Source organism: Galenea microaerophila (assembly GCF_054657255.1).
The window spans coordinates 347,501-371,702 of record NZ_BAAHWZ010000002.1; the positions used below are offsets into that span (position 1 = coordinate 347,501).

The 24,202-nt window shown below is 46.2% G+C and carries 21 protein-coding genes, 3 tRNA genes and 2 rRNA genes (1 of these 26 only partly in view); 15 read left to right on the forward strand and 11 right to left on the reverse strand.

Annotated features, from left to right (window positions below):
* The 7 genes from ACYQ05_RS06970 to fabB all read left to right on the forward strand — a co-directional run.
* Positions 1-2,305, forward strand: a 23S ribosomal RNA gene (locus ACYQ05_RS06970); it begins 551 nt to the left of the window's first position.
* A 199-nt stretch (positions 2,306-2,504) separates the two neighbouring features.
* Positions 2,505-2,619 (forward strand): 5S ribosomal RNA (gene rrf, locus ACYQ05_RS06975).
* Between the two features lie 70 nt (positions 2,620-2,689).
* Positions 2,690-3,445 carry a biotin--[acetyl-CoA-carboxylase] ligase gene (locus tag ACYQ05_RS06980; protein ID WP_459819632.1) on the forward strand — a complete coding sequence of 252 codons (756 nt, stop codon included), beginning with the start codon at positions 2,690-2,692 and terminating at the stop codon, positions 3,443-3,445.
* A gap of 15 nt (positions 3,446-3,460) precedes the next feature.
* Positions 3,461-4,234, forward strand: coding sequence for a type III pantothenate kinase (locus tag ACYQ05_RS06985; protein WP_459819634.1), 774 nt, complete (start codon positions 3,461-3,463; stop codon positions 4,232-4,234).
* Between the two features lie 90 nt (positions 4,235-4,324).
* Positions 4,325-4,400, forward strand: a tRNA-Thr gene (locus ACYQ05_RS06990).
* Positions 4,401-4,558: 158 nt separating this feature from the next.
* Positions 4,559-5,074: a 3-hydroxyacyl-[acyl-carrier-protein] dehydratase FabA gene (fabA, locus tag ACYQ05_RS06995; RefSeq protein WP_459819636.1), complete on the forward strand. Its 516-nt coding sequence runs from the start codon at positions 4,559-4,561 to the stop codon at positions 5,072-5,074.
* A 1-nt stretch (position 5,075) separates the two neighbouring features.
* Positions 5,076-6,296, forward strand: coding sequence for a beta-ketoacyl-ACP synthase I (gene fabB / locus ACYQ05_RS07000; RefSeq protein WP_459819638.1), 1,221 nt, complete (start codon positions 5,076-5,078; stop codon positions 6,294-6,296).
* 79 nt (positions 6,297-6,375) lie between these two features.
* Here fabB and ACYQ05_RS07005 read toward each other — a convergent pair whose 3' ends face one another.
* From ACYQ05_RS07005 to ftsY, 3 genes are read right to left on the reverse strand one after another with little or no spacing between them, the layout of a single operon-like run.
* The gene (locus tag ACYQ05_RS07005) at positions 6,376-7,002 is read right to left on the reverse strand and encodes a transglycosylase SLT domain-containing protein (RefSeq protein WP_459819640.1); all 627 of its coding nucleotides are present in this window, start codon (positions 7,000-7,002) and stop codon (positions 6,376-6,378) included.
* A 13-nt stretch (positions 7,003-7,015) separates the two neighbouring features.
* Complete coding sequence (locus ACYQ05_RS07010; RefSeq protein ID WP_459819642.1) at positions 7,016-8,053, reverse strand: DUF2914 domain-containing protein; 1,038 nt, start codon at positions 8,051-8,053, stop codon at positions 7,016-7,018.
* A gap of 2 nt (positions 8,054-8,055) precedes the next feature.
* A complete protein-coding gene (gene ftsY, locus ACYQ05_RS07015; RefSeq protein ID WP_459819644.1) occupies positions 8,056-9,222 on the reverse strand; it encodes a signal recognition particle-docking protein FtsY in 1,167 nt (388 codons plus the stop codon).
* 85 nt (positions 9,223-9,307) lie between these two features.
* On the opposite strand from ftsY, the gene ACYQ05_RS07020 reads away from it, so the two are divergent.
* From ACYQ05_RS07020 to pgl, 7 genes are all read left to right on the forward strand, one after another.
* On the forward strand, positions 9,308-10,681 hold the full coding sequence (locus tag ACYQ05_RS07020; RefSeq protein ID WP_459819646.1) for a M16 family metallopeptidase: 1,374 nt from the start codon (positions 9,308-9,310) through the stop codon (positions 10,679-10,681).
* Entirely contained in the window at positions 10,682-11,989 is a 1,308-nt protein-coding gene (locus ACYQ05_RS07025; protein WP_459819648.1) for a M16 family metallopeptidase, read from the forward strand.
* A gap of 252 nt (positions 11,990-12,241) precedes the next feature.
* Entirely contained in the window at positions 12,242-13,450 is a 1,209-nt protein-coding gene (locus tag ACYQ05_RS07030; protein ID WP_459819650.1) for a methyl-accepting chemotaxis protein, read from the forward strand.
* A gap of 72 nt (positions 13,451-13,522) precedes the next feature.
* Positions 13,523-14,260: a DUF4395 domain-containing protein gene (locus ACYQ05_RS07035; RefSeq protein ID WP_459819652.1), complete on the forward strand. Its 738-nt coding sequence runs from the start codon at positions 13,523-13,525 to the stop codon at positions 14,258-14,260.
* A gap of 156 nt (positions 14,261-14,416) precedes the next feature.
* Positions 14,417-15,874, forward strand: a complete 1,458-nt coding sequence (gene gnd, locus ACYQ05_RS07040) for a decarboxylating NADP(+)-dependent phosphogluconate dehydrogenase (protein ID WP_459819654.1) — start codon at positions 14,417-14,419, stop codon at positions 15,872-15,874.
* Positions 15,875-15,876: 2 nt separating this feature from the next.
* Entirely contained in the window at positions 15,877-17,388 is a 1,512-nt protein-coding gene (zwf, locus tag ACYQ05_RS07045; protein ID WP_459819656.1) for a glucose-6-phosphate dehydrogenase, read from the forward strand.
* Positions 17,378-18,112 (forward strand): 6-phosphogluconolactonase, encoded by a 735-nt coding sequence (gene pgl, locus ACYQ05_RS07050; RefSeq protein ID WP_459819658.1) that lies wholly within the window; start codon positions 17,378-17,380, stop codon positions 18,110-18,112. The genes zwf and pgl overlap by 11 nt, the downstream gene beginning before the upstream one ends.
* A gap of 96 nt (positions 18,113-18,208) precedes the next feature.
* Here the strand turns inward: pgl and ACYQ05_RS07055 are convergent.
* Together ACYQ05_RS07055 and ACYQ05_RS07060 are read right to left on the reverse strand one after the other, a co-directional pair.
* Positions 18,209-18,292 (reverse strand) — tRNA-Leu (locus tag ACYQ05_RS07055).
* A gap of 5 nt (positions 18,293-18,297) precedes the next feature.
* Positions 18,298-18,373, reverse strand: a tRNA-Phe gene (locus ACYQ05_RS07060).
* Positions 18,374-18,523: 150 nt separating this feature from the next.
* Between ACYQ05_RS07060 and ACYQ05_RS07065 the strand changes: the two genes are divergently transcribed.
* Positions 18,524-19,249, forward strand: coding sequence for a ComFC family protein (locus ACYQ05_RS07065; protein ID WP_459819660.1), 726 nt, complete (start codon positions 18,524-18,526; stop codon positions 19,247-19,249).
* Positions 19,250-19,257: 8 nt separating this feature from the next.
* Here the strand turns inward: ACYQ05_RS07065 and ACYQ05_RS07070 are convergent, their stop codons facing one another.
* From ACYQ05_RS07070 to ACYQ05_RS07095, 6 genes are all read right to left on the reverse strand, one after another.
* Complete coding sequence (locus ACYQ05_RS07070; RefSeq protein WP_459819662.1) at positions 19,258-19,938, reverse strand: zinc metallopeptidase; 681 nt, start codon at positions 19,936-19,938, stop codon at positions 19,258-19,260.
* Positions 19,939-19,941: 3 nt separating this feature from the next.
* Positions 19,942-21,825, reverse strand: a complete 1,884-nt coding sequence (locus tag ACYQ05_RS07075; protein ID WP_459819663.1) for a thioredoxin domain-containing protein — start codon at positions 21,823-21,825, stop codon at positions 19,942-19,944.
* A gap of 1 nt (position 21,826) precedes the next feature.
* Entirely contained in the window at positions 21,827-22,921 is a 1,095-nt protein-coding gene (gene tatC, locus ACYQ05_RS07080) for a twin-arginine translocase subunit TatC (protein WP_459819665.1), read from the reverse strand.
* Complete coding sequence (tatB, locus tag ACYQ05_RS07085; RefSeq protein WP_459819667.1) at positions 22,918-23,481, reverse strand: Sec-independent protein translocase protein TatB; 564 nt, start codon at positions 23,479-23,481, stop codon at positions 22,918-22,920. Before tatB ends, tatC begins: the two co-directional genes overlap by 4 nt.
* 20 nt (positions 23,482-23,501) lie before the next feature.
* Positions 23,502-23,750: a Sec-independent protein translocase subunit TatA gene (gene tatA / locus ACYQ05_RS07090; protein WP_459819669.1), complete on the reverse strand. Its 249-nt coding sequence runs from the start codon at positions 23,748-23,750 to the stop codon at positions 23,502-23,504.
* 120 nt (positions 23,751-23,870) lie between these two features.
* The gene (locus ACYQ05_RS07095; RefSeq protein ID WP_459819671.1) at positions 23,871-24,191 is read right to left on the reverse strand and encodes a histidine triad nucleotide-binding protein; all 321 of its coding nucleotides are present in this window, start codon (positions 24,189-24,191) and stop codon (positions 23,871-23,873) included.
* Positions 24,192-24,202: the final 11 nt, after the last annotated feature.

The window sequence follows — 24,202 nt, forward strand, 5'->3', positions numbered from 1 at the left end:
TCAGCGACTTACTCTATGTTGCGAGGTTAACCGAATAGGGGAGCCGTAGGGAAACCGAGTCTTAACTGGGCGCAAGTAGCATGGAGTAGACCCGAAACCGGGCGATCTATCCATGGCCAGGCTGAAGGTTGGGTAACACCAACTGGAGGGCCGAACCCACGTATGTTGAAAAATGCGGGGATGAGCTGTGGATCGGAGTGAAAGGCTAATCAAGCTCGGAGATAGCTGGTTCTCCTCGAAAACTATTTAGGTAGTGCCTCATGTCTCACTGTTGGGGGTAGAGCACTGTTATGGTCTAGCGGGCCGTCAAGGCTTAGCAGCCCATGGCAAACTCCGAATACCAACAAGTGCAATCATGGGAGACAGACTGCGGGTGCTAACGTCCGTAGTCAAGAGGGAAACAACCCAGACCGCCAGCTAAGGTCCCTAAACACTACTCAGTGGGAAAGGATGTGGGAAGGCTTAGACAGTCAGGAGGTTGGCTTAGAAGCAGCCACCCTTTAAAGAAAGCGTAATAGCTCACTGATCGAGTCGGCCTGCGCCGAAGATTTAACGGGGCTAAGTAGTGTACCGAAGCTGCGGATGCCGTAAGGCATGGTAGAGGAGCGTTGTGTAAGTCTGCGAAGGTAAATCGAAAGGTTTACTGGAGATATCACAAGTGCGAATGCTGACATAAGTAGCGATAAAGGGAGTGAAAAGCTCCCTCGCCGAAAGACCAAGGGTTCCTACGCAACGTTAATCGACGTAGGGTTAGTCGGCCCCTAAGGCGAGGCCGAAAGGCGTAGTCGATGGGAAACAGGCTAATATTCCTGTACTTCTATATACCGCGATGGAGGGACGGAGAAGGCTAGATCATCCTGGTGATGGTTATCCAGGTTCAAGCCAGTAGGGAGATTCGCTAGGCAAATCCGGCGAATCAATCCTCAGAGGTGATGACGAGCCCATTATGGGCGAAGTGATTGATGCCATGCTTCCAAGAAAAGCTTCTAAGCTTCAAGTATATAGAAACCGTACCCCAAACCAACACAGGTGGTCAGGATGAGAATTCCAAGGCGCTTGAGAGAACTCGGGTGAAGGAACTAGGCAAAATGACACCGTAACTTCGGGAGAAGGTGTGCCTAAAGTAGGTGAAGCCCCTTGCGGGTGGAGCCGAACTAGGTTGCAGAGACCAGGTGGCTGCAACTGTTTACTAAAAACACAGCACTCTGCAAACTCGAAAGAGGAAGTATAGGGTGTGACGCCTGCCCGGTGCCGGAAGGTTAAGTGATGGGGTGCAAGCTCCTGATCGAAGCCCCGGTAAACGGCGGCCGTAACTATAACGGTCCTAAGGTAGCGAAATTCCTTGTCGGGTAAGTTCCGACCTGCACGAATGGCGTAATGATGGCCACACTGTCTCCACCCGAGACTCAGCGAAATTGAACTCGCAGTTAAGATGCTGCGTACCCGCGGCTAGACGGAAAGACCCCGTGAACCTTTACTACAGCTTTGCACTGGACTTTGACACGACCTGTGTAGGATAGGTGGGAGCCTGAGAAACCGAGACGCCAGTCTCGGCGGAGGCGTCCTTGAAATACCACCCTGGTCGTGTTGAGGTTCTAACCTAGATCAGTGAATCCTGGTCAGGGACAGTGTATGGTGGGTAGTTTGACTGGGGCGGTCTCCTCCCAAAGAGTAACGGAGGAGCGCGAAGGTACCCTCAGCACGGTCGGACATCGTGCAATGAGCGCAAGAGTAGAAGGGTGCTTGACTGCGAGACAGACACGTCGAGCAGGTGCGAAAGCAGGTTCTAGTGATCCGGTGGTTCTGTGTGGAAGGGCCATCGCTCAACGGATAAAAGGTACTCCGGGGATAACAGGCTGATACCGCCCAAGAGTTCATATCGACGGCGGTGTTTGGCACCTCGATGTCGGCTCATCACATCCTGGGGCTGAAGTCGGTCCCAAGGGTATGGCTGTTCGCCATTTAAAGTGGTACGCGAGCTGGGTTTAGAACGTCGTGAGACAGTTCGGTCCCTATCTGCCGTGGGCGTTGGAGAATTGAGGGGGGCTGCTCCTAGTACGAGAGGACCGGAGTGGACGAACCTCTGGTGTTCCGGTTGTCACGCCAGTGGCATTGCCGGGTAGCTAAGTTCGGAAGAGATAACCGCTGAAAGCATCTAAGCGGGAAACTTGCCCCAAGATTAGTTCTCCCTGAGACTTTAAGTCTCCTGAAGAGCCGTTCAAGACTAGGACGTTGATAGGCCAGGTGTGGAAGCTCAGTAATGGGTGAAGCTAACTGGTACTAATTACTCGTGAGGCTTAACTATACAACTCAAAAGTAACCTTAAGCACTATGCTTAAGCAAAGGTTGAGTGATTAAAAGAAGATGACAAGTTCTAAAGATTGAATAAAACTTGTAAGGACATTGACCTGACGTTACAACTTTACAAAAGACTTAAAAGTGAATCTATTCCGAATTCAGTGCAGTGTGCATTTAGCATTTACACAATGTACATAACCCAATTGCTTGGGGACCATAGCGAGATGGAACCACCTGATCCCATTCCGAACTCAGAAGTGAAACGTCTCAGCGCCGATGGTAGTGTGGCAGGTGCCATGTGAGAGTAGGTCATCCCCAAGCTTATCTATTCCAAAAACCCAGCTGGCTCACGTCAGTTGGGTTTTTTTATAAGTGCCATCATTATTCGTCTATGGACATTTCATTACGCTTAACTGAGACTTTCCCCAATTTACAAGTTCATGCTTTTGAATACTTAGGGTCGACCAGTGATTTTTTAATGGCCAATAGATCACGGCTTCAATTTCCTTGCCTATGTTATACGCAGTATCAGACGGCAGGAAGGGGGACTTTTCAGAAATCGTGGGATTCTGATAAGACCAGCTTGACTTTTTCTTTGGGCATCTCTATCCCTAAGGCGATCAATGCGTTGCATGGCCTCTCAATTTTGGTAGGTTTAAAAACACTTAATACGATTCAATCTATATATCCAAGTACTCAGCTGTACTTTAAGTGGCCAAATGATATTTATGATGACCAGGGCAAATTGGCCGGTATTTTAATTGAAGTGTTACAAGCGGGGACTGATTTTACACAGCTCTCTATCGGGATCGGAATCAATTTAACAGAAAAAAAGACGGAAAAGGTCAGAACAGGTTTCCAAGATGGGCGTTCTGCTTTAGCAGGTGTCCACAAAGAGCGACTTTTATTTAATTTAATTGATTCGCTTTTACAATTATCTGAGAGAGAGCAGTTTTTACTCAGTGAGGATGAATTACAATATGCGATCGCTAACGATTACCTAAAATTGGGACAAAGCGTTAAACTGTTGGCTGCAGGTGAAGAGGATCAAGTGGTTTATCGGGGATTAAATGCGTTAGGGGAGTGCCTAGTGGAAAAAAATGAGCAGTTAATTACCCTTAGAAGCAGTCAACATTCATTGAGATAGATTTAGGAGTAGGTATTGGCAATTTTATTGATTGATGTAGGCAATAGTCGTACAAAGTTTGCGATTAAAAAACGAAAACATATCGATTTTTTACAAACCGTCGGTAATGAGTGTTGGTCTGATGAGAACCAGGCAGATAATATTTTGTCTGAATTACCGGAGAAAGTGAAAGCAATTTATGTTGCCTCAGTCGCCCCCAAACAATTAGAGTCACTTTTAAATGCTGCTTTAATGAAGCACTATCACATTCTGCCGACTTATTTACAGGTGCAAAAAACCTGCTGTGGTATCACCACGCGTTATGAACCTTTTTATCAGCTGGGTGTTGATCGTTGGCTCTCCGTTTTGGGCGCCTATCAACTCTATGAAACCAATTTGACAGTGATTGATTTGGGAACGGCGATGACTTCAGATACCTTAATTGATCAGGTTCATTTAGGAGGCTTTATTGCGCCTGGCTTAAAACTTCAGCAGCAGTGTATTTTGGATCATACAGGTATTGCGTTGAAGCTGCCATTAGAGATGCCTGAAATAGCGGCAAAAGATGAAAACCTTCCATTCTTTTCCACTAATACAGCATCCGCTATTCTTGGAGGGACGCACCTGATGACTGTCTCTTATCTCAATCACTTAATGGCAGAGATTTTAAATTACTATCAAAATGATCCCCATCTATTTATCTTAACTGGCGGGGATGCGAAAGCGGTTGAGCCTATGCTGCAGTATGAAACCGAGCTAGAAGATAACTTGGTTTTTGTTGGGATGGATAGGCTTATTTCCAGTTTATGAGTGTCCAATTCGTTCAGTCATCTTCTTTTGAATTAGCTAACTATAAAAAGTTGACATCAAAAAAAGAATTATTATAATACGCTCCATCTCGCCGAAATAGCACAATTGGTAGTGCAACTGATTTGTAATCAGTAGGTTGGGGGTTCAAGTCCCTCTTTCGGCACCATATTTTTAAACCGCATTCTAGAGCATTAGAATGCGGTTTTTTTATATCACCGTGTTAATTTTTCTTTTATTGATTAATATCAATTTGTAAGGTGCTAGTTTGTATAACTCAATTCCCCCCTGTTATAATGATCAGTAATTTTTAGAATGGAAAAGATGATGGAACGAAAATCAAGTTACACCAAAGAGGAACTGCTTGCTTGTGGTCGTGGAGAGCTATTTGGTCCAGGCAATGCACAGCTCCCGCTTCCGCCGATGCTTATGTTTGATCGCATTACTCTGATTAGTGAAGAGGGTGGGAAATATGATAAAGGTGAAATTCGAGCGGAGTTGGATGTAACCCCTGATTTGTGGTTTTTTGAATGCCATTTTAAAGGCGATCCAGTCATGCCGGGTTGTTTGGGATTGGATGCGATGTGGCAGCTGATCGGTTTCTTTTTGGGTTGGACAGGTGGACCGGGTCATGGACGAGCACTCGGTGCAGGGGATGTGAAATTTTTCGGCCAAGTCCTACCGACCGCTAAAAAAGTGGAATATGTCATCGATATGAAGCGCGTGATTAAACGCAAGCTTTATATGGGACTGGCTGATGCTAGAATGTATGTGGATGGCCGTGAAATCTATTCAGCTGAAGATTTAAAAGTCGGATTATTTACCAATACGGATAATTTCTAATATGAGAAGAGTGGTGATAACAGGGTTAGGCATTGTTTCCAGTTTAGGGAATAATGCAGAAGAGGTCACTGAGGCCTTGCGTCAAGGAAAGTCTGGCATTGTATTTGCACCTGAGTATGCCGAAAATGGATTGCGCTCACAGGTACATGGTGCGGTTAAGAATCTTAAATTTGAAGATCATATCCCACGCAAACAATTGCGTTTTATGGGGGATGGTGCCGCTTATGCCTATATTGCCATGGATCAAGCCATTAAAGATGCTGGTTTGACGGAAGAGCAGTATTCCAATCCACGTGTGGGATTAATTGCGGGCTCTGGTGGCGGCTCTAACTCTAACTCCACCCAAGCCGTAGAAATTGCCCGCACCAAAGGCGTGCGTCGTGTAGGACCTTATATGGTCACGCGTACGATGGGCAGTACGGTTTCTGCTTGCTTAGCCACCCCGTTTAAAATTAAGGGGTTGAATTATTCGATTAGCTCAGCTTGTTCAACCAGTGCGCACTGTATTGGGAATGCCTTTGAGCAGATCCAGATGGGCAAACAAGACGTCGTATTTGCTGGTGGTGCAGAAGAGTTGCATTGGACCATGTCGGTGTTATTTGATGCGATGGGTGCGCTTTCAACTAAATATAATGATTGTCCAGAAAAGGCTTCTCGTGCTTATGATGCTGACCGTGATGGTTTTGTTATTGCCGGCGGTGGCGGCATGGTGGTGGTTGAAGAGCTGCAGCATGCCCTTGATCGAGGCGCGAAAATCTATGCAGAAATCGTCGGTTATGGCGCAAACTCAGATGGTTATGATATGGTAGCGCCTTCTGGTGAAGGGGCGGTTCGCTGTATGGAGATGGCGCTCTCTACCGTCAATGGTGAGGTTGATTATATTAATCCTCATGGCACCTCTACGGTGGTTGGAGATACAAAAGAGGCAGCTGCCATTCGACAGGTGTTTGGAGAAAAAATGCCAAAAATCAGCTCCACCAAATCGATGTCGGGTCACTCTCTAGGAGCAGCAGGGGTGCATGAGATGATCTATAGTCTGCTGATGATGGAAAATGACTTTATTGCGCCTTCTATCAATATTGAAAATCTAGATCCAGAATGCGAAGGCATGCCGATTGTGACCGAGGTGGAAGAGCATGCGGGACTTGAACGCATTATGAGTAACAGTTTCGGCTTTGGAGGCACCAATGCCTCTTTGGTGGTAGAGAAGTTTAAAGGTTAATGCACTTTTAGATCTTCTTTTAACTGTGATAAAAAGCCGCTCGATTGAGCGGCTTTTTTGTTTGTGTGGAAAATTAAGCTTATCGACAGAAAGGCCAAGGATCTGTACATCGATAACGTATTTTGCAGCGTTGTATCTGTTTTTGGTAAATTTTTGCTTGATAGGCGACTTTATTGGCGACTTTCATCAGCCAGGGTTTTTTTAAGTAGGTGCGTCGCTTATAGCCTCCACGCCCTTCATGATAAGCCAGATAAAGTCGCTTAGTGTCTTGTTTAGAGATGCCTAATCGTACATGACTGAGGTGGTTATACCAGCCGATAAAGTCCATCGCATCAGTAATATCGTCTCGGCTGGCGAATCGATTGCCTGTGGCATACTTGTACTCAGACCAGGTCGCATCTTTGGCTTGACAGTAACCATAGGCTGAGCTGCGCCGGGGCAGTGGAATGAGGCCTAAGAAGTAGTCTCGTTTTGGTTTTGCATCGCCTGTAAATCGAGACTCCTGGTGTACAAAGGCCAAAAGGGTGGCTTTGGGAATCCCCCACCGTTTTTCCGCTTTACTGGCTGCGTGATACCACTCTTTCTCAAAATGAAAGAGTTTACAAGCATCTGTATAGACGTGTTTAGGTGGCGTAGGATTGATTGAACAGCCACTCATGATTAAGGTGCTGAAAAGGGTGATCAATAGAAGTTTGGTAATTGGCATATTTTTATCTTTCCTAACGAATATAGTGAAATTGATAGCGATAAATAGGCTGCTTATCGGCATTTAAAATTTCAACTGTCCACTCACCTGCCCAGCGACTGCTTAAGCGTTTGCTTGACCAAGTTCGATAGAGTGGACTGTTAATTTTAAGCATAACTTGGGCCATAATTTGATTTTTATAAATCCAGCGGTGGTAAATGGTCTGACCTTTGGCGTTTTCTATTTGGGTAAAGAAATAGACTTGACGGATATATTTCGGGATTGGCGAGTTGAGTGGATGGATGGGTTGACGGTTTTTAACATTTTCAGCGAGTACCGCTTGTTTAATGTGAATGGGGCTCTTGACCAAAGGGGAGAAGGCGAACTGAGCCGATTTTTGAGCGTTCTGTTGTTTCAGCTGTTTAAGATCGTTTCTTGCTTCTGGTTTGAGCAGAGCAAGCGTTTCGGCTTTTGGCGCTGGAGCGGATTGGGGGTTAATCTTAGGCTGAGTAGGCGCTGACGGTTCTCTAGTCACAGTTGTGGTGTTGTCAGCCGTCTGTTTTGAAGCTTGATGAGGGGTCGGAAGCAGTCTCAGTTGTGCTTCTTTGGGTTCTATAGACGGCTTTTGCGTTATCGTCTCATTTTTTAATATGGCAGGACTGGGGATTTTGGCAACTTCACGCGTTTTTTCAGTGTTTGAATTTGCTGGAGGTTGAATAGGTGTTTGTACGCTGGCTGCAGGCGGTTGTGCGGGAAGATGAGAGGCCGTCTCTTGAGGCGCTTGAGCGGACTGCATTTGATGAATCATTAAACTGGCGGTGCCTAAGCCAGCAATTATGGCCATAAAAGTCCAAGCAAACCGAGTACGCCAAGGGGTTTTTTCTTCCAGTTTCTGACCATTGGCCAGCTCTTCCTGGAATTGATCCCAACCCATTTGAAAATATTGTCGCATCTGCTCATCGCGACGAATTTCACTGGGCATAAAGCTTAAAGGCTTACCCTCCATCGCCATACGATAGCCCTTCTTAAAAGCATAAATGTAAGCCGCATTGGTGGTATTAGGCAGTTGCATACTTATTTTTTCTGAGTTTCAAATAGCGCTTCAATAAAGTCATTGGCATGAAAAGGGCGTAAGTCTTCAATGCCTTCGCCCACACCGATAAAACGAACAGGCACTTTAAGTTGGTTGGCTAAGGCAAAAATAATGCCGCCTTTGGCGGTGCCATCGAGTTTGGTGATGGCCAAACCGGTGAGATTTACCGCATCATTAAACAGCTTGGCTTGGCTTAATGCATTTTGACCGGTGCCAGCATCTAGCACCAAAAGGACTTCATGCGGTGCATCGGGCAGCACTTTCGTGATGGTGCGTTTCACCTTTTTCAACTCCTCCATCAGATTAGACTGCGTATGGAGACGTCCTGCAGTATCGGCAATCACCACATCTACGCCTTTGGCTTTAGCAGACTGCACCGCATCAAAAATCACAGCGGCCGAATCGGCGCCAGTTTTTTGCGCGATGACCGGTACGCCATTGCGCTCTCCCCAAGTTTGGAGCTGCTCCACCGCTGCGGCACGGAAGGTATCTCCAGCAGCCAGCATGACCGACTTGCCCGCTTTTTTAAATTGATTGGCCAGTTTGCCAATGGTGGTGGTTTTGCCCGCGCCATTGACACCCACCACTAAAATAACAAAAGGTTCCCCCTGCGGTTTTTGCTCAATGTCGAGTGGTTGCTCAACGGGATGCAGGATGTCACGCAATTGGATTTTCAGACTCTCATAGAGCGCTTCAGGATCCTTCAACTCTTTACGCGAAACTTGATCGGTTAAGTTTTGGATAATGCGTTCCGTGGTTTCAATACCGATGTCGGCAGTGAGTAAGATCATTTCCAACTCATCTAATAAGTCGTCATCAATCTCTTTTTTACCTAAAAAGAGATTGGCCAGGCTCTCGGTAAACCCTTTCCGCGTTTTGGTAAGACTCTGTTTGAGATGGGCGAAAAAGCCTTTTTTCTCAGTGGGTTCGGCGGGCAACTCAGCTTCTGTGGCGGGTTTTTCAGTTGCGACTTCCGCCTCTTCTCTTTCATGCGTATGGGCTTGAGATGCGGAAGACTCGGAAATAGGGGCTTCTAATGGCGCCTCTTTGTCCGCTTGATTGGCCGGTTCAGAGGATGAAGACGTATTTTCTGGCGCTTCTGATTCTGGAAGATTTTCTTTTTTCTTACGTTTAAAAAAACTTAACATAGGTTTCACACTTTATTCAATGTTGGTTAGAATGCATAACATTATTATAACAACTCAACATAGAGAACTTAGGATTGTGCAAAAAATGAAACAGGGATTAAGATTCATCGTGCTGTTTTGGCTGGTTGCCACCAGCGTTCAAGCCAAAATGACGGAATTTGATTTGCAGAATGGCCTGCATGTGGTGGTCAAAGAGGATCACCGCTCCCCCGTGGTGGTGCATCAAGTCTGGTATCGCACCGGTGCCAACTTTGAAGTCAATGGCACCACTGGGATTGCGCATATGCTGGAACATATGATGTTTAAGGGCACTTGGCACTTAAAACCTGGTGAATTTTCAAAACGCGTCTCCCAAATGGGCGGACGTGAAAATGCCTTTACCTCTCGGGATTACACCGCCTATTTTCAGATTGTGGGTAAACCCTACCTTAAATCTGTTATGCAGTTAGAAGCAGATCGCATGCAAAACCTGGTCTTTAATGAAAAAGAGTTTCAAAAAGAGCGTCAGGTGATCACAGAAGAGCGGCGTTGGCGGGTCGAAGATAAGCCCACAGCGAAGCTCTATGAACGCTTTATGGCCACCGCCTTTATGAACAGTCCGTTGCACCATCCCACCATTGGCTGGATGACCGATATTCAGCACTACACCTTGGCCGATGTGCGTGATTGGTACCATAAATGGTACGCCCCCAATAATGCAACGCTAGTGGTCGTAGGGGATGTCACCGCGGATGAAGTGAAAAAATTTGCCGAAGAGGCCTATGGCGAGATTCCTTCAAAACCGATCCCGTCCATTAAACCCCAATATGAGATTGCCCAACTGGGTGTGCGTCGCCTGATGATGAAAGGTCCGGTTGAAGTGCCCAGTCTGATTATGGGCTTTCATGTGCCGAGCTTACCCAGTGCAAAGACCGCCAAAGAAAAGCAAGAAGTTTATGCGCTCTCAGTCTTGGCCAGTATTTTAGATGGAGATGACAGTGCGCGACTCACCAAACAGTTGATTCGTAAACAAAAAATAGCACTCTCTGCAGGTGCCGGTTTTGATGAAACCAGCCGTTGGAAGTCGGCATTTTTCTTTGAAGGCTCGCCAGCGAAAGGTCAGAGTGTGCAAGCACTTGAGCAGGCGTTTTGGGCTCAGATTAAGCAGTTACAAACGCAGCCAGTTTCCAGAGCCGAATTACAAAGGGTGTTATCACAAGCAGAAGCGCAATATGTCTATCAGCAAGACTCAGCCATGGGGCAAGCCATGTTGATTGGCTCTTTGATCAGTGTGGGTTTGCCGGCAGATTTAATGGATCACTGGGTGGAAAATCTCAGAAAAGTGACTCCCGCACAAATCCAAGCTGTTGCCCAAAAATACTTTAGCCCAGATAAGGTCACCGTCGGCATTTTATTACCCAATGGTGAAAAGGCCGTGCAAAAGTCAACAGAGATACCGATGAGTGGAGGATTAAGATAGATGAAACAGCTTAAAATTTTCCTATTGATGGGGTTGTCGCTGTTTTGGATGACAGCGCAGGCAGCGCCTTTGCAGATTCAATCTTGGCACACGACAAAAGGAGCCAAGGTGATGTACGTCTATGCACCAGGCATTCCAATGGTCGATTTACAGATCTCCTTTGATGCGGGTTCAGCGCGGGATGGCCAGCAATGGGGCGTAGCCAATATGACAGCCGCCATGCTCAGTGCCGGCACCTCTCATCACTCAGAAAATGCCATTTCCGATACCTTTAATCGCTATGGCGCAGTTTATGGTCAAGCGGTGGAGCGAGATATGGCTACCTTCAGCTTAAGAACCTTGACCAGAAAAGAGAATTATCAAGCTTCAGTACAACTGTTTTCAGAAATTTTGGGCTTTCCCTCTTTCCCACAAGACGTTTTTCAACGTGAGCAGTCCAACCTACTAGAGGCGTTAAAACAGAAAAAAACCAAACCGAGTGCGATTGCGTCTGAAACCTTCTGGCAAGCGCTCTATGGTGACCACCCCTATGCACATCCGGTTTCAGGCACTGAGCAGACCGTAAAAACCTTAACCCCCAAAGCGCTTAAACGGTTTTATCAACGCTACTACACCGCAAAAAATGCCACCCTAGCCATTGTGGGGGATGTGAATTTATCGCAAGCCAAACAGCTGGCAGAAAAGGTCACCCAATATTTACCCAAAGGCGTTCAACCCGCGCCACTGCCGCCTGTTAAAGCGGTCACACAAGCGCAAACCTTGGTCAAATCCTTTCCCTCTTCACAAACCTATTACTATTTAGGGCAAGAAGGGGTTAAGCGCGGCGATCCAGACTACTATGCGCTCTTTCTAGGCAACCACCTTCTGGGCGGTGCCGGTTTTGCCTCAATGTTAATGCAGACTGTGCGTGAAGATCGCGGCTTGGTGTACAGCGTCTACAGCTACTTTGTGCCAATGAAGCAACCAGGGCCCTTTATTATTGGATTAAGTACCAAAAATGCCAGCGCCAAAGCGGCGGATCAGGTGGTGCAGGAAACCTTAAAAGCATTCTTGCAAGGCCAGTTTACCGAAGCAAAATTGCAAGCGATTAAGGACAACCTAATCGGCGGTTTCCCCTTACGATTTGACAGCAATCGGAAAATTGTCGGTTATCTCTCCATGATCGGTTTCTACAACCTGCCGACAGACTATTTACACACCTTCCCGCAAAAAATAGCGTCCTTAACCAAAGCCGATGTTCTAGCGGCATGCCGTAAACATATCCATCCAGAGCGGATGATAAAAGTGATGGTGGGGCAGCCCAAGTAACTCAACCATAAAGGATTTATGTGTTGATAAAAAAGCGGCTTTTGGCCGCTTTTTTGTTAAAACTATGACAAGAACGGGCTAGAAGTCTAAAAAGTCAAATCTTGTACGTACTGTTAGGAAATTTGATTTTTTATAATTTTGATGGTCATCTATCTCCTGATAGATTTAATACTGATGAGTTGTATTTTTTAAATTGGCATTAAGTTTGCTTTTGAAATTGGCTAACATTATTTTAAATAAATAGGGTCTCTTATGGTTTCCTTGAGTTCACGTCGTCCCAGCATTTTGCGTCGCATGCTTTTCGCATTTTTGGCGTTTGGTATAGGCATGGGATTGATTTTTCCAGTGTTTGCCAGTCTTTTTGTGACTTTTAAAGAAGGTTTACTGGAGTGGTTTGTCGCAGCTTGTATTGCGGCGGGGATTGTAATGGGTTTATTTAGCTATTGGCTGGTGAATATTATGCTGTTAAAGCGGCTGCAGCGCATAGGTGAAGCGGTCAATGCCATTAGTCAAAACGATATTTCATTTCAATGTACTTTAGAGAGCGATGATTTTATCGGTCAAATGGCGACCAGTTTTAATCAGATGGTGGAAAATCTTCGGCAGATGGTGTCCAAAATTGCTGAAGTCTCCCATCAGTTGGCTCAATCTTTCGATCAGTTGGAAAGTTTATCGAAGCAAACGCAGGATGGGATTCAGAAACAGAAAAAAGAGACTGACGAAGCGCAAACCCATTTAATAGAAACCGCGCAAATTATTCAAAAGATGACGCATGACAGTCAAGCAGCGAATAAAGCGGCACAGCATGCCAACCAGTCGGCACAGCATGGATTAACGGTAGTGAATCATTCGGTGACTTCTATTTCAGCTCTTGCACAGGAAGTGGAAAGCAGCTCGTATGTGATTCAACAGTTGAGAGAAGACAGTGAGAATATCGGTTCTGTTTTAGCAGTGATTAAAGAGATCGCGGAACAAACGAACTTATTAGCCCTTAATGCTGCGATTGAGGCCGCGCGAGCGGGAGAGCATGGGCGCGGCTTTGCTGTGGTGGCAGATGAGGTGCGCAAACTGGCAAACCGAACTCAGGAATCAGCTAAACAGATTGAAGTGATGATCTTAGGGTTGCAGTCGAATGCCCAAGAGGCCTATCAAAAAATGAGTCTGGGACGAGAAAAAGCACAGCTCAGTGTCAGCGAAGCTTCTGAAGCGGGGGCAGCCTTAAAAGAAATCGTACAAGCTGTTGAAGAGATTAATGCCATTAATAGTCAAGTGGCTCAAGCTGCAGACCAGGGAGAGAGATATACGGAGCAACTCTTAACTCAAATAGAACATATCAGCGCCATTGCTGAAAGCGTAGCGAAGGATGCAGAAAAAAGTACCCTTTCAACTGAGGAAGTTGAAAATTATGCTCAGCAATTGGAACATTTGATTCGTCAATTCAATTTAGAAAAGTCACCATAAATAATATTAATCGTTAAAGCAAAGTAGAAGTGCTATAGTTGCCCTTAAGTTGTTTTAGGGTGAGAAGAAAAGATGTTAGAAGTGATCAAAAATTTGTGGTTCCGAGATCCACATGAAAAACCCATCTATATCAATGATGTTGCGGTGCGGATTAGAGCCGGTATCTTGTTGTTTATTCCCATCTATATGAGCTTCACTTTATATGATGCGGTTTATGGAAGTCACTGGATTGTGGATGGAAATACCGCTGTGGATACCATGGATACCGACTGGGATAATCATATCATCTATTCCGTGCAAGCGATTAAACGCACCTACGATTACTCTACACAAACCTATGTATTGCTTTATGCGCTGTTTGAAATGATTGCCGGCATGTTTGTGTTCACTTCCCGTTTTTCACCCACAATTTACATTGCCTCATTCTTGGCACGTAAGCAAAAACCCGTTTGGAAACCTTTAGCGCCCAAACGGGTCGCCTGGACGCTAGGCTCAACCTTTATTGCCGTCTGTTTGGTTTTCTTTAATCCCGAAGTGTTTGCAGAATGGGTCAATGCCATTGTGGGTCATAAGGTTTTGCCAGACACCTATAACTATATGTCTCCTTATATTCCATTGATATTGGTTTGGGTCTGTTTAGGTTTTATGTGGTTAGAGGCGATTTTAGGGTTCTGTGTCGGTTGTCAGCTTCACGCTTTGCTGGTCAAGCTAGGGATCTTTAAAGAAGAGTGTGAAGCTTGCAATAATATCGATTGGGAAGAGATCGCACGTAAAAATAAAGAACGGCAAGCCAATCAATCTTCAAGCTAACGAACGCAATCCGTTGCTTAATTCATCAAGCCCTGTGCCAATGCACAGGGCTTTTTTATTGATAAGACATAGATGTAACACAAATGATAAGCACTTGAGTAATCAGTATGGGTAAAATAGGTTGAAAGGGTTTTTATTAGCTTTAAAGGAATAATTATGTCAGCTTCAGATATTGGTTTAATCGGTCTTGCCGTGATGGGGCAAAATTTAGTGTTAAATATGGCGGAACATGGGTTTCATGTGAGCGTGTATAACCGTTCTCGGCAAAAAACCGACGAGTTTATACAGGAGCGTGCGCAAGGTTTGCCCATTCGCGCGACTTACTCCTTAAAAGAGTTGGTGGATTCATTGGCTTTACCGCGTAAGGTGATGTTGATGGTCAAGGCGGGCGAGGTTGTGGATGCGTTGATTGAGCAGCTGGTGCCGTTGTTGGATGAGGGTGACATTATTATTGATGGCGGTAATTCGCATTATTTGGATACAGAGCGTCGAACAAAAGCGCTTGCAGAAAAAGGGATTTTGTTTATTGGAACAGGGGTCTCTGGTGGAGAAGAGGGGGCACGTTTTGGACCATCGATTATGCCAGGCGGCAATAAAAAGGCATGGCCATATGTGAAACCTATTTTTCAAACCATTGCGGCCAAGTCAGAAGGTGAGCCTTGTTGTGATTGGGTCGGCGATGGTGGTGCTGGGCACTATGTGAAGATGGTGCATAATGGGATTGAGTATGGGGATATGCAGTTGATTGCAGAGGCCTACCATCTCATGCGAGAAGGGTTGGGTCTGAGTGCGGATGCGTGTCAGGCAGTCTTTTCTGAGTGGAATAAAGGGGTTTTAGACTCTTACTTAATTGAAATTACAGCCGAAATTTTAAAATTTAAAGATACGGATGGTGCGCCACTGGTCGATAAAATTTTGGATGCGGCTGGGCAGAAGGGGACGGGGAAATGGACCGGTATCAGCTCATTAGAGCTCGGGGTGCCAGTGACTTTGATTACGGAATCTGTGTATGCACGCTGTCTATCCGCGTTAAAAGATGAGCGGGTCGCCGCCTCAAAAATTTATCCACGAACGGTTCAAGATCAACAGCTCTCTGAAACAGAGAAAGCAGTACTGATTTCTGCCATTCATGATGCTTTGTATGCGTCTAAAATCATCTCCTATGCGCAAGGGTATATGCTGATGGCCGAAGCGGCCAAAGCTTATGATTGGGATTTAAACTATGGGGGGATTGCGCTGATGTGGCGTGGTGGCTGTATTATTCGCAGCCGCTTTTTAGGTGAGATTAAACAGGCTTATGAAGAACAGCCAGATTTGCCAAATTTACTGCAAGCGCCCTTTTTTGAAAAAGCAATTAAGCAGGCGGAGCCTCAGTGGCGAAAAGCGCTGATTTTGGGCATTGAGCGACAAATTCCAACGCCTGCTTTAAGTGCGGCATTGGCCTTTTTTGATGGCTATCGCAGTGAAGTGTTGCCAGCAAACCTAATCCAAGCGCAGCGAGATTATTTTGGTGCGCATACTTATGAGCGTGTCGATGCGCCACGCGGAGAGTTTTTTCATACAGATTGGATTCAGTCAGGCGGTCATGTAAGTGCCACTACCTATGAGGTTTAAGGATGATTGAGCGCAATACCTATGTTGTCTTTGGGGCAACTGGGAACTTATCTCTGACGAAGCTCATGCCCGCTTTTTATCATTTAGAGCGTGTGGGACGTCTACCTGAGGGGATGAGAATCGTGGCCATTGGCCGTCGTGATTGGTCACAAGCCGATTGGCAGGCAGAAGTGCGTAAGCATATTGAGCCTATTGCTCGGGGCGGCTTTGATGCGCAAGTTTTCCATGCGGTTGCTCAACGCATGGATTATGTGCAAATGGACATCACTCAGCCTGAAGCGTATCAGCAATTGGCAGAAAGATTGGCAGCGCCTCAGTACGCGCCCAATATCGTTTTTTATCTCTCTTTAGCCCCAGATCTTTTTGCCCCAGTGACCACTGAATTAAAGGCGCATGGGTTATTGGATGAAACCACCGGTTGGCGTCGTGTCGTGCTTGAAAAGCCTTTTGGTTATGATGCAGAAAGTGCGGAGCGGTTACAGCATCGCATCTCTCAAGCGTTGACGGAGGAACAGACTTACCGGATTGATCACTATTTGGGTAAAGGGATGGTGCAAAATATTATGGTGTTTCGTTTTGCCAATGCGCTGATGGAGCCTTTGTGGAACCGGAATACCATTGACCATATCCAAATTACACACGCCGAAGATAAGTCGGTCGGCAAGCGGGCGGGTTATTATGACCAAAGTGGGGCTTTGCGAGATATGATTCAAAGTCATTTACTGCAGCTTTTGGCCTTGGTCACCATGGAGCCACCCGCCTCTATGGAGGCCGAAGCTTTAAGAGACGAAAAGGTCAAACTGCTTAAGTCGATTAGACCCATTCAAAGAAAGCAAGTTAAATTCCAAGCGTATCGAGCGCAATATACAAAAGGCATTGTGCATGGCAAGCCTGTCCCTGGTTATTTGCAGGAGCCAGGTGTGGCGCCGGATTCCGTAACAGAAACCTATGCCGCTCTAAAACTCTACATTGATAACTGGCGCTGGGAAGGGGTGCCGTTTTATATTCAAACGGGTAAAAATATGAAAGCGTCTAAAATTTTGGTCTCCATCTGTTTTAAGCACCCACCCAAGCTGTTTTTCCGTGATTCACAGGTGAAAAAGATGGAACCTAACTGGATTGTGTTTGGCATACAGCCGGATGAGAGCATTAAAATTGAGATGATGGCTAAACAGCCAGGCTTAGAGATGAATGTGCAGCCGATCAGTCTGGATGCGACAATGAAACATGATGACCACACCAAAATAGATGCTTATGAAGAGCTCTTGTTAGATGTGGTCAAAGGGGATCGTTCGCTCTTTTTGCGGTTTGATGAAGTCAAAGCGGCATGGAATGTTGTGGATCCCGTATTGGCTGAATGGGCCACGCAGACAGACTATATTGATACCTATCCAGCTGGCAGTTGGGGACCAGAAGGTTCACGGAAATTGTTTGAACATCCGGATCAGACTTGGCGTACGGAGATTGATCAGCATGATCAGGAGAAAGAGGAGGATTCCGTTGATGGTGCCTGACAATTGGCGGGTATTTAACACGGCTGAAACCTTAGCCCAGCAGTTGACGCAAGAAATTTTAGCCCTTGCTGAGCATGCGATTGCGACCCATGGGGCTTTTCACTTTATGACTGCTGGGGGATCTACGCCCAAGCGTTGCTATCAGCTGTTGAGCCAAGCCGACGCCGACTGGGCACATTGGCATATTTATATGGGAGATGAACGCGTTTTGCCCAGTGAAGATGAGGCACGCAATAGCCAAGCGTTATGCAAAAATTGGTTAGCTAAGGTTGCTATTCCTCAGCAAAATATGCACTTTATGCAGGTAGAAAAGGGGGCGCAAGCCGCTGCTAAGACGTACGCTTGTTTGCTTGACAAAGTGAAGGCATTCGACCTGTGTCTATTAGGGATGGGCGAAGATGGACATACCGCCAGTCTGTTTCCCAACCATGCGAATGGTCAGAGTGTGCAGCCGATCTGTTGTGAACAGGCTTGTGACAATGATTGGGCATATGCGCCCATCATTATTGAAAATCACTCACCGAAAGCGCCGCCCCAGCGGGTGAGTTTAAATTATGGGGCCTTTTCTAAATGCCGTTTATTGATAAAACTCATTACCGGTGCAGCAAAGCAACCAGCCGTTGCCCAATGGCTGAATCATCAGGCCAATTTACCCATCGCACTTGTTAAAGGTCAACAGACAAAGGTCTATATCGATCAGGCCGCATTAGGCCAAAGCAATTAAGCAATTACTGAGGAAGCGAGTAGTCGAAAAGAGAGAGGATTGTATAGAGTGGAAATAAAAAAACCTCAATTGATTACTCAATTGAGGTTTTGGAGATGGTGCGAGCGGAGAGACTCGAACTCTCACACCAAAGGCACCAGAACCTAAATCTGGCGTGTCTACCAATTCCACCACGCTCGCAAATATGGTGGTCGCACCTGGAATCGAACCAGGGACACAAGGATTTTCAATCCTTTGCTCTACCGACTGAGCTATGCGACCTAAATTTGATTCCGCGTATTATATAGAGCGGCCTATAGGGTGTCAAATGCTATTTTCAAAAATGTCAAAAAAGTTGCTAGGGGTAAATAGACTGCGCTCATTGGGAAATAAATGTGTCAAAATGGGGGCGTGTGAGGGAAAGAGGAGGGGGTGATCCATAGAATGCAGTTCGCTGAACTTGAAAAATGGCTGTTTCCGCCAACCTGTGTTTTAACAGGAGCGCCGAGTTTAAAATTTGATTTAGGAGAAGAGGCTTTATTGCAATTAAAGCCTATTGTGAAAGGTTGTCGGTGTTGCGGCCGTCCCTTGCCAGAAGCGCTGCCGCCTCATAGTCTTTGTGGGCAGTGTTTGCAGGATTCACCTGCGTTTGATGAGACGGTGGCTGGATTTATTTATGAAACGGTCATGCGCGAGTTAATTTTGCGTTATAAGTTTCATCCAGAACCCCATTTAAGCCGCTTATTATTTGAGCTGTTTTACTCTATTCATCAACAGACCTTGCACACACTCGGGGTTGAAGCGATTATCCCGATGCCCAATCACCCGAATCGTTTATTAGAACGCGGTTTTAATTCGGCTTTGGAAATTGCGAAGCCTTTAGCTAAAGTGCTCCGTGTTCCGCTTTTACCTTTTGCAGTGCAGCGCATTAAAGATACGCCACCGCAATCGTCTTTAGCACTGGAGAAAAGAAAACAAAATATTAAAGGGGCATTTCAAGTCAAACCTGAATATTTTCAGGGCGTCCACTCTGTGCTTTTGGTCGATGATGTTATGACCACGGGTTACTCATTAAATGCTTTAGCCGAAGTGATCAAAGCGGAAACCGAAGTGCAGTATGTCGTCAATGCAGTGATGGTTCGGGGTGTGAAAGATTAGTCCCACCCTTAACGATTGCCTTTAAACCATTTCCATAAATTTAACAGGCTCGATAGGCTAGCGGCAACATAGGTCAAGGCGCAGGCGAGTAGAATTCGGTGGGCAATTTTGAGTTGTTTGTCGTTCAGATAGTTGCCTGATTTCAGGAGCGGTAAGGCGCGTTTAAAGCTGGCATCAAATTCAACAGGTAAGGTTGCGAGGTGAATCATAACAGGCACACCCATCGCAATAAAACCGGCACCAAAGGTGATCATGCCAATGATTGGGGTATGCATTAAGGGAATTAAGATGGGGGTGGCGGTTAAGGCAATCGCGCTAAATTTATGTAGCCACTGACTGCGTTGAACCAGTTCTGTGCGTTGGTAGAGCGGTTCATAGTGCTGATGATCTTGTAACGCATGTCCGATCTCATGGGCGACTGTGGCAATGGCTGTTAAGGAGTTGGTGTGATAATTGTCATAAGAGAGGCGCACCACTTTTTGTAGAGGGTCATAGTGGTCGCCCTGCTCTGTCACTTCTACCGTGATGGGCAAATGAAATTTTTTAATCAAATGTTGGGCAAACTCACCTCCGGTTCCAGGAATAGTGGGAACCGGTGCGGCATATTTCTTCAAAATGGCTTTCGTCCACCAGTAGGGCAGCTGGGTTAGTAGAAAAAGTAGAATGAGGCCGATAATGAGAATAGGCATGGTTTAAGGTTTAAGTTTGCTAGGGTTTGTCGCGTCGTCTAGGCAGTGCAGTAACGGCAGCACAGAAGGATACTGGATGGGCATCTGTAAGAGCTCATCCTGTACTTGTGCGACCTGTTCAGGCGCCTGACATTGCAGCGGAGTGGTGGCACTGGGCACTGCGTCATCCGCCATCACCCAGTGACCGGTCTGTCCAGGCAGTAGGGGTTCGTGAGAAAGTCGCCAGCCAAAAGGGGTGAGGTACTGTTGTTGGGCGGTTTTCGTTAAGGCTTTTATCCAAGGCGAGAAGTGGGTCTTTTGATCAGATGTGGCCAGCTGTTGGTCAGTTCTCAAGGCTTCAATAAGATAGCTGTATTCCTCAAGTGTGGCTTCTCCCATGGGTTGGCCCGTTTGACTTAAAGCTCTAGGTGGATTGGGGGTTTTTAGTAGAGAGAGGAGACGATCTTGCAGGGCAAGGGTTTGTGTTAAGACCGTTTGAGCTTGTTGGGATTGTGGAGGGAGAGCTACACTGAGCCGATAAAGCGCTTTTAGCATGAGCGCATTCCAGCTGAGAATGCTTTTGCTGTCATGTGGGATTTGGGCGGCAGGAGTTTGCAGAGCTTGCTGAATCTGTGGCCAAAGGTGTGACGGAATGCCTTCAGGTGAAGGGAGCCAGCCGGCTTCAAACGGCGCAGGTTGATTGAGTTTCCAAGCCTTACTGACGACTTGATAAAGCGGTGCAGAAAGCTTTTGTCGGAGCTGAGCTTTGCTAAATAGGTAGTGACCGCCTTCTACATGTTGCTGATTAATGGCACTTTCACTGCTTTGAAAAAGCTGTGTTGCAGGATGCCATAAATGCTGCATGGCATAGCGATAGGTTGAAAGCGCGGTTTGCAGATCTTGTGGTTGATGCCAGCGTTGATAAGCAAGTAGATAGAGTTCCATCAGTTGAGCTTGGTCATAAAGCATCTTCTCAAAGTGGGGATGTTGCCAATCAGGATCAGTGGTGTAGCGGAAGAAGCCACCATTGATGTGATCCTGTAGGTGCTGAGTGCGCATATTCTTAAGCGTCAATTTGAGCCAATCTTCTATGGAGGCGGGCAGGCTTGGCCTTTGCAGCAATACGTTGAGTAAAGGCGCATTGGGGAATTTACTGCTGCCCAAGCCGCCACTCATCTCATCTTTCGCGGCATCCAGTTGTGTGAAGAGGGATTTTTGGAAGCGGGTAGCGTTCAAGGTCAGGGGTTGGGGCTGTAAAGGCGTGGCCGGTGGCGTAAAGGCTTTGGCCATTTGCACCATCTGTTGAGGGCGCTGCTGCCAAAAATTCACCACTTTTTTCAAGGTGCGTTCAAAGGATTTGGGCGGCAGATAGCTAAAGGCGACAACAGGATAACCGTCTGGTGTCAGGATAACATGTTGTGGCCAGCCCGCTCGTCCCGTGACTTGTTTAGAAAATCGGATAAGGTAGGCGTCTAAATCGGGAGAGAGTTCACGATCCACTTTGACGGCAATAAAGTGTTGGTTTAGATATTGCGCAATGTCTGGATTTTGATAATTTTCGCGCTGCATCACATGGCACCAGTGACAAGCAAAATAACCACTGGAGATCAAAATCAATTTCTGCTGCGTTTGTGCTTTGGCGAGCACCTGTTGAGACCAAGTGTGCCAATGAACGGGGTCATGCGCATGCATCGCCAAATAGGGCGAGGGGTGATTCAGCAGGGTATGGGTGGATAAGTTTGAAGGTGTCGCTTGAGCGGTAAAGGTCAAGCTAAACAAGAAGAGCCATCGCCAAAATGGCAAAAAAAGGTAAAATCCCCAGTCCTGCACAGGCTGGCTGGTGTGTCCCTGCTTGAGCAAGTGCCTTAAAAAGCCGTTTTGTACCTGCAGGGCTGGGGATTTTGGCATTTTATTCTTTTTGATCGGGACTTTCTTTTTCCGATTTACTGGGTTTTTCGTTATTCGTTTTTTCTTGAGTCTTGTGTTGGGATTCATATTGCTCATCCAATGCAGCCATCTCGTTCTCAATGGCATCAAAGGCGGCATCCCAGTCTTTGTCATCATCTAGTTGATCAGCATAGCGATCATCGAACTCATATTCTTGATCATTCGCATCAATACCTGTGTCTGAACCGCCATCATCTGTAGGCGCTTTTGGAGACGTAGCACCGGTTGTGGGAGAGGGATCAGGTGCATCATGATTACCATTCAAGGAGGCTTGGAAAGCCGCTTCTTCTGCGGCTTCGCGTTCAGCTTTGGCTTGATCACGTCGTTTTTTGACAATGCCTCCAATCCAGACGCCCGCTTCATAGAGGAGCCACATCGGAACTGCTAATAAGGTTTGTGAAATGATATCCGGTGGCGTGAGCAGCATGCCAATGACAAATGCCGCCACAATGATATAAGGGCGGGCATGTGAGAGCTTTTCCACACTGGCCATGCCTGTTAGGATGAGCGCGACCACGACAATGGGGACTTCAAAGGCGACACCAAATGCAAAAAACATTTTAATGACAAAGTCGAGATACAACGAAATATCTGTGGCAATGGTGACGCCTTCCGGCGCAGTGGTGGAAAGAAAACGGAAAACAAGCGGAAATACCACATAATAGGCAAAGGCGCCGCCGGCATAGAATAAGAAAGAGCTGGAAAAGAGAATGGGGCCGAGCAGCTGCTTTTCGTGGGTGTAGAGAGCGGGTGAGATAAATTTCCATATTTGGTAGAGGAGAAAAGGCATCGCCAAATAGATGGCGAGGATAAAAGTGAGTTTAAAAGGGGTTAAGAAGGGCGACGCCACACCGGTGGCGATCATACTCGCGCCTTGAGGGAGATAATGGATTAACGGTTGGGCAATGTAGGTATAGAGTTCGTTGGCAAAGGGAAACAGGATTAAAAAGACCACAATAATGGCCAAAATCCCTTTGGTCAAAGCATCACGCAGCTCCAGCAGGTGCTGGATAAGGCTCATTTCTTTATCTTCTGGCGGTAAGGCAGTCTGGCTCATGAGCGTTCGGTTGGTTGATGAGTTGTTTGCGAAACACGCTCTGGTTGAGCGGGCTTAGGTTGAGAGGCCGGCCTTTGTTGAATGGCTTCTGTCGACGCCACCGTCTGCTCTTTTTCCTTGGGAGAGACGGGCTTATCCAAGGGTTTATCCGTATTATCCGTGCGTTCTACAGGCTTAGGAGGTTCAGGGGGGGTGGGCGCTTTACGAAACTGACCGGGTTCAGCGATTTCTGGCGCGTCAAAAGGACGGTGAAATGCGTCATCACTTAAATTGTTGAAGTCAAGCGGCTCGATATTGTGCGTGACTTCATTGAGATCAGAGTGTATCTCTTGGGAAAGTGACGTCAGTTCTTTTTTCTGTTCTTCAAAATCAACCGCTTCTTTTAACTCATCCACTGCATGGCGAAATTCGCTGTCTTCTTTAACCGAATCAATAAAACGTCGTGTGCGACCCACAAAGCTTCCTATTTTGCGTGCCACTTCTGGCATGCGTTCTGGACCAATCACCAATAAGGCAACAATTAAGGTCACTAAGATTTCGAGGAAGCCAATATCGAACATGATGGGTGATCAGCGAACCATTAAGCTTTATCTGATTTTTCAGCAGACTTTTTCTCTTCTGCTGCGACATCAAAAACATTTTCCCCATCTTTCTTTTCAAGCTTTTGCTCTGTAGTGGCTTCAGGTTTGCTCTCTTCTTCCTTGACCGCTTGCTTAAAGCCTTTAATCGCACTGCCTAGATCTGAACCGACATTGCGTAGGCGTTTTGCGCCAAATAGAACCAAAACGATGGCTAAGATAATTAAAAGTTGCCAAATACTAATGCCCATAATTGTCTCCGAAAAATAAAATTATATTAAATAGAATGGCTGCTCATCTTAGCAAAATTTTATCGCTATGTGATAAATAATACTAGAGGCTTGCACGCGTATTGCTTATGCAAAGATCTCTTAATTCCCCAGTAAGTGGATATGCAGGTGAAAGATCTCCTGACCGCCACTTTCACCGGTATTAATCACGGTTTTAAAGCCATCCAGATTTTGTGCTTGTGCCAACTGTGGCAATAACAGCATCATATGTCCCATCAAGTCTTTGTCTTCTGGTTTGAGATCAAACAAGCTTTTGATTGGCTTTTTGGGGATGACCAGAAGATGGACTCTGGCTTTTGGGTTGATATCGTTAATCACAATGCATTTGTCATCTTCATAAACAATATCTGCAGGAATTTCTCGATCAATAATTTTGCTAAAAATACTTTTTTCTTCTGTCATGACAGACTCCT

Excerpts from the sequence above, each read along its gene's own strand:
- tatB (WP_459819667.1), bottom strand. The coding sequence starts at position 23,481 with ATGTTCGATATTGGCTTCCTCGAAATCTTAGTGACCTTAATTGTTGCC.
- fabA (WP_459819636.1), top strand. The coding sequence starts at position 4,559 with ATGGAACGAAAATCAAGTTACACCAAAGAGGAACTGCTTGCTTGTGGT.
- gnd (WP_459819654.1), top strand. The coding sequence starts at position 14,417 with ATGTCAGCTTCAGATATTGGTTTAATCGGTCTTGCCGTGATGGGGCAA.
- zwf (WP_459819656.1), top strand. The coding sequence starts at position 15,877 with ATGATTGAGCGCAATACCTATGTTGTCTTTGGGGCAACTGGGAACTTA.
- ACYQ05_RS07010 (WP_459819642.1), bottom strand. The coding sequence starts at position 8,053 with ATGCAACTGCCTAATACCACCAATGCGGCTTACATTTATGCTTTTAAG.
- ACYQ05_RS07020 (WP_459819646.1), top strand. The coding sequence starts at position 9,308 with ATGAAACAGGGATTAAGATTCATCGTGCTGTTTTGGCTGGTTGCCACC.
- tatA (WP_459819669.1), bottom strand. The coding sequence starts at position 23,750 with ATGGGCATTAGTATTTGGCAACTTTTAATTATCTTAGCCATCGTTTTG.
- pgl (WP_459819658.1), top strand. The coding sequence starts at position 17,378 with ATGGTGCCTGACAATTGGCGGGTATTTAACACGGCTGAAACCTTAGCC.
- ACYQ05_RS07070 (WP_459819662.1), bottom strand. The coding sequence starts at position 19,938 with ATGCCTATTCTCATTATCGGCCTCATTCTACTTTTTCTACTAACCCAG.
- ACYQ05_RS07095 (WP_459819671.1), bottom strand. The coding sequence starts at position 24,191 with ATGACAGAAGAAAAAAGTATTTTTAGCAAAATTATTGATCGAGAAATT.
- ACYQ05_RS07005 (WP_459819640.1), bottom strand. The coding sequence starts at position 7,002 with ATGCCAATTACCAAACTTCTATTGATCACCCTTTTCAGCACCTTAATC.
- fabB (WP_459819638.1), top strand. The coding sequence starts at position 5,076 with ATGAGAAGAGTGGTGATAACAGGGTTAGGCATTGTTTCCAGTTTAGGG.
- ACYQ05_RS07025 (WP_459819648.1), top strand. The coding sequence starts at position 10,682 with ATGAAACAGCTTAAAATTTTCCTATTGATGGGGTTGTCGCTGTTTTGG.
- tatC (WP_459819665.1), bottom strand. The coding sequence starts at position 22,921 with ATGAGCCAGACTGCCTTACCGCCAGAAGATAAAGAAATGAGCCTTATC.
- ACYQ05_RS07075 (WP_459819663.1), bottom strand. The coding sequence starts at position 21,825 with ATGCCAAAATCCCCAGCCCTGCAGGTACAAAACGGCTTTTTAAGGCAC.
- ftsY (WP_459819644.1), bottom strand. The coding sequence starts at position 9,222 with ATGTTAAGTTTTTTTAAACGTAAGAAAAAAGAAAATCTTCCAGAATCA.
- ACYQ05_RS07035 (WP_459819652.1), top strand. The coding sequence starts at position 13,523 with ATGTTAGAAGTGATCAAAAATTTGTGGTTCCGAGATCCACATGAAAAA.
- ACYQ05_RS06980 (WP_459819632.1), top strand. The coding sequence starts at position 2,690 with ATGGACATTTCATTACGCTTAACTGAGACTTTCCCCAATTTACAAGTT.
- ACYQ05_RS07030 (WP_459819650.1), top strand. The coding sequence starts at position 12,242 with ATGGTTTCCTTGAGTTCACGTCGTCCCAGCATTTTGCGTCGCATGCTT.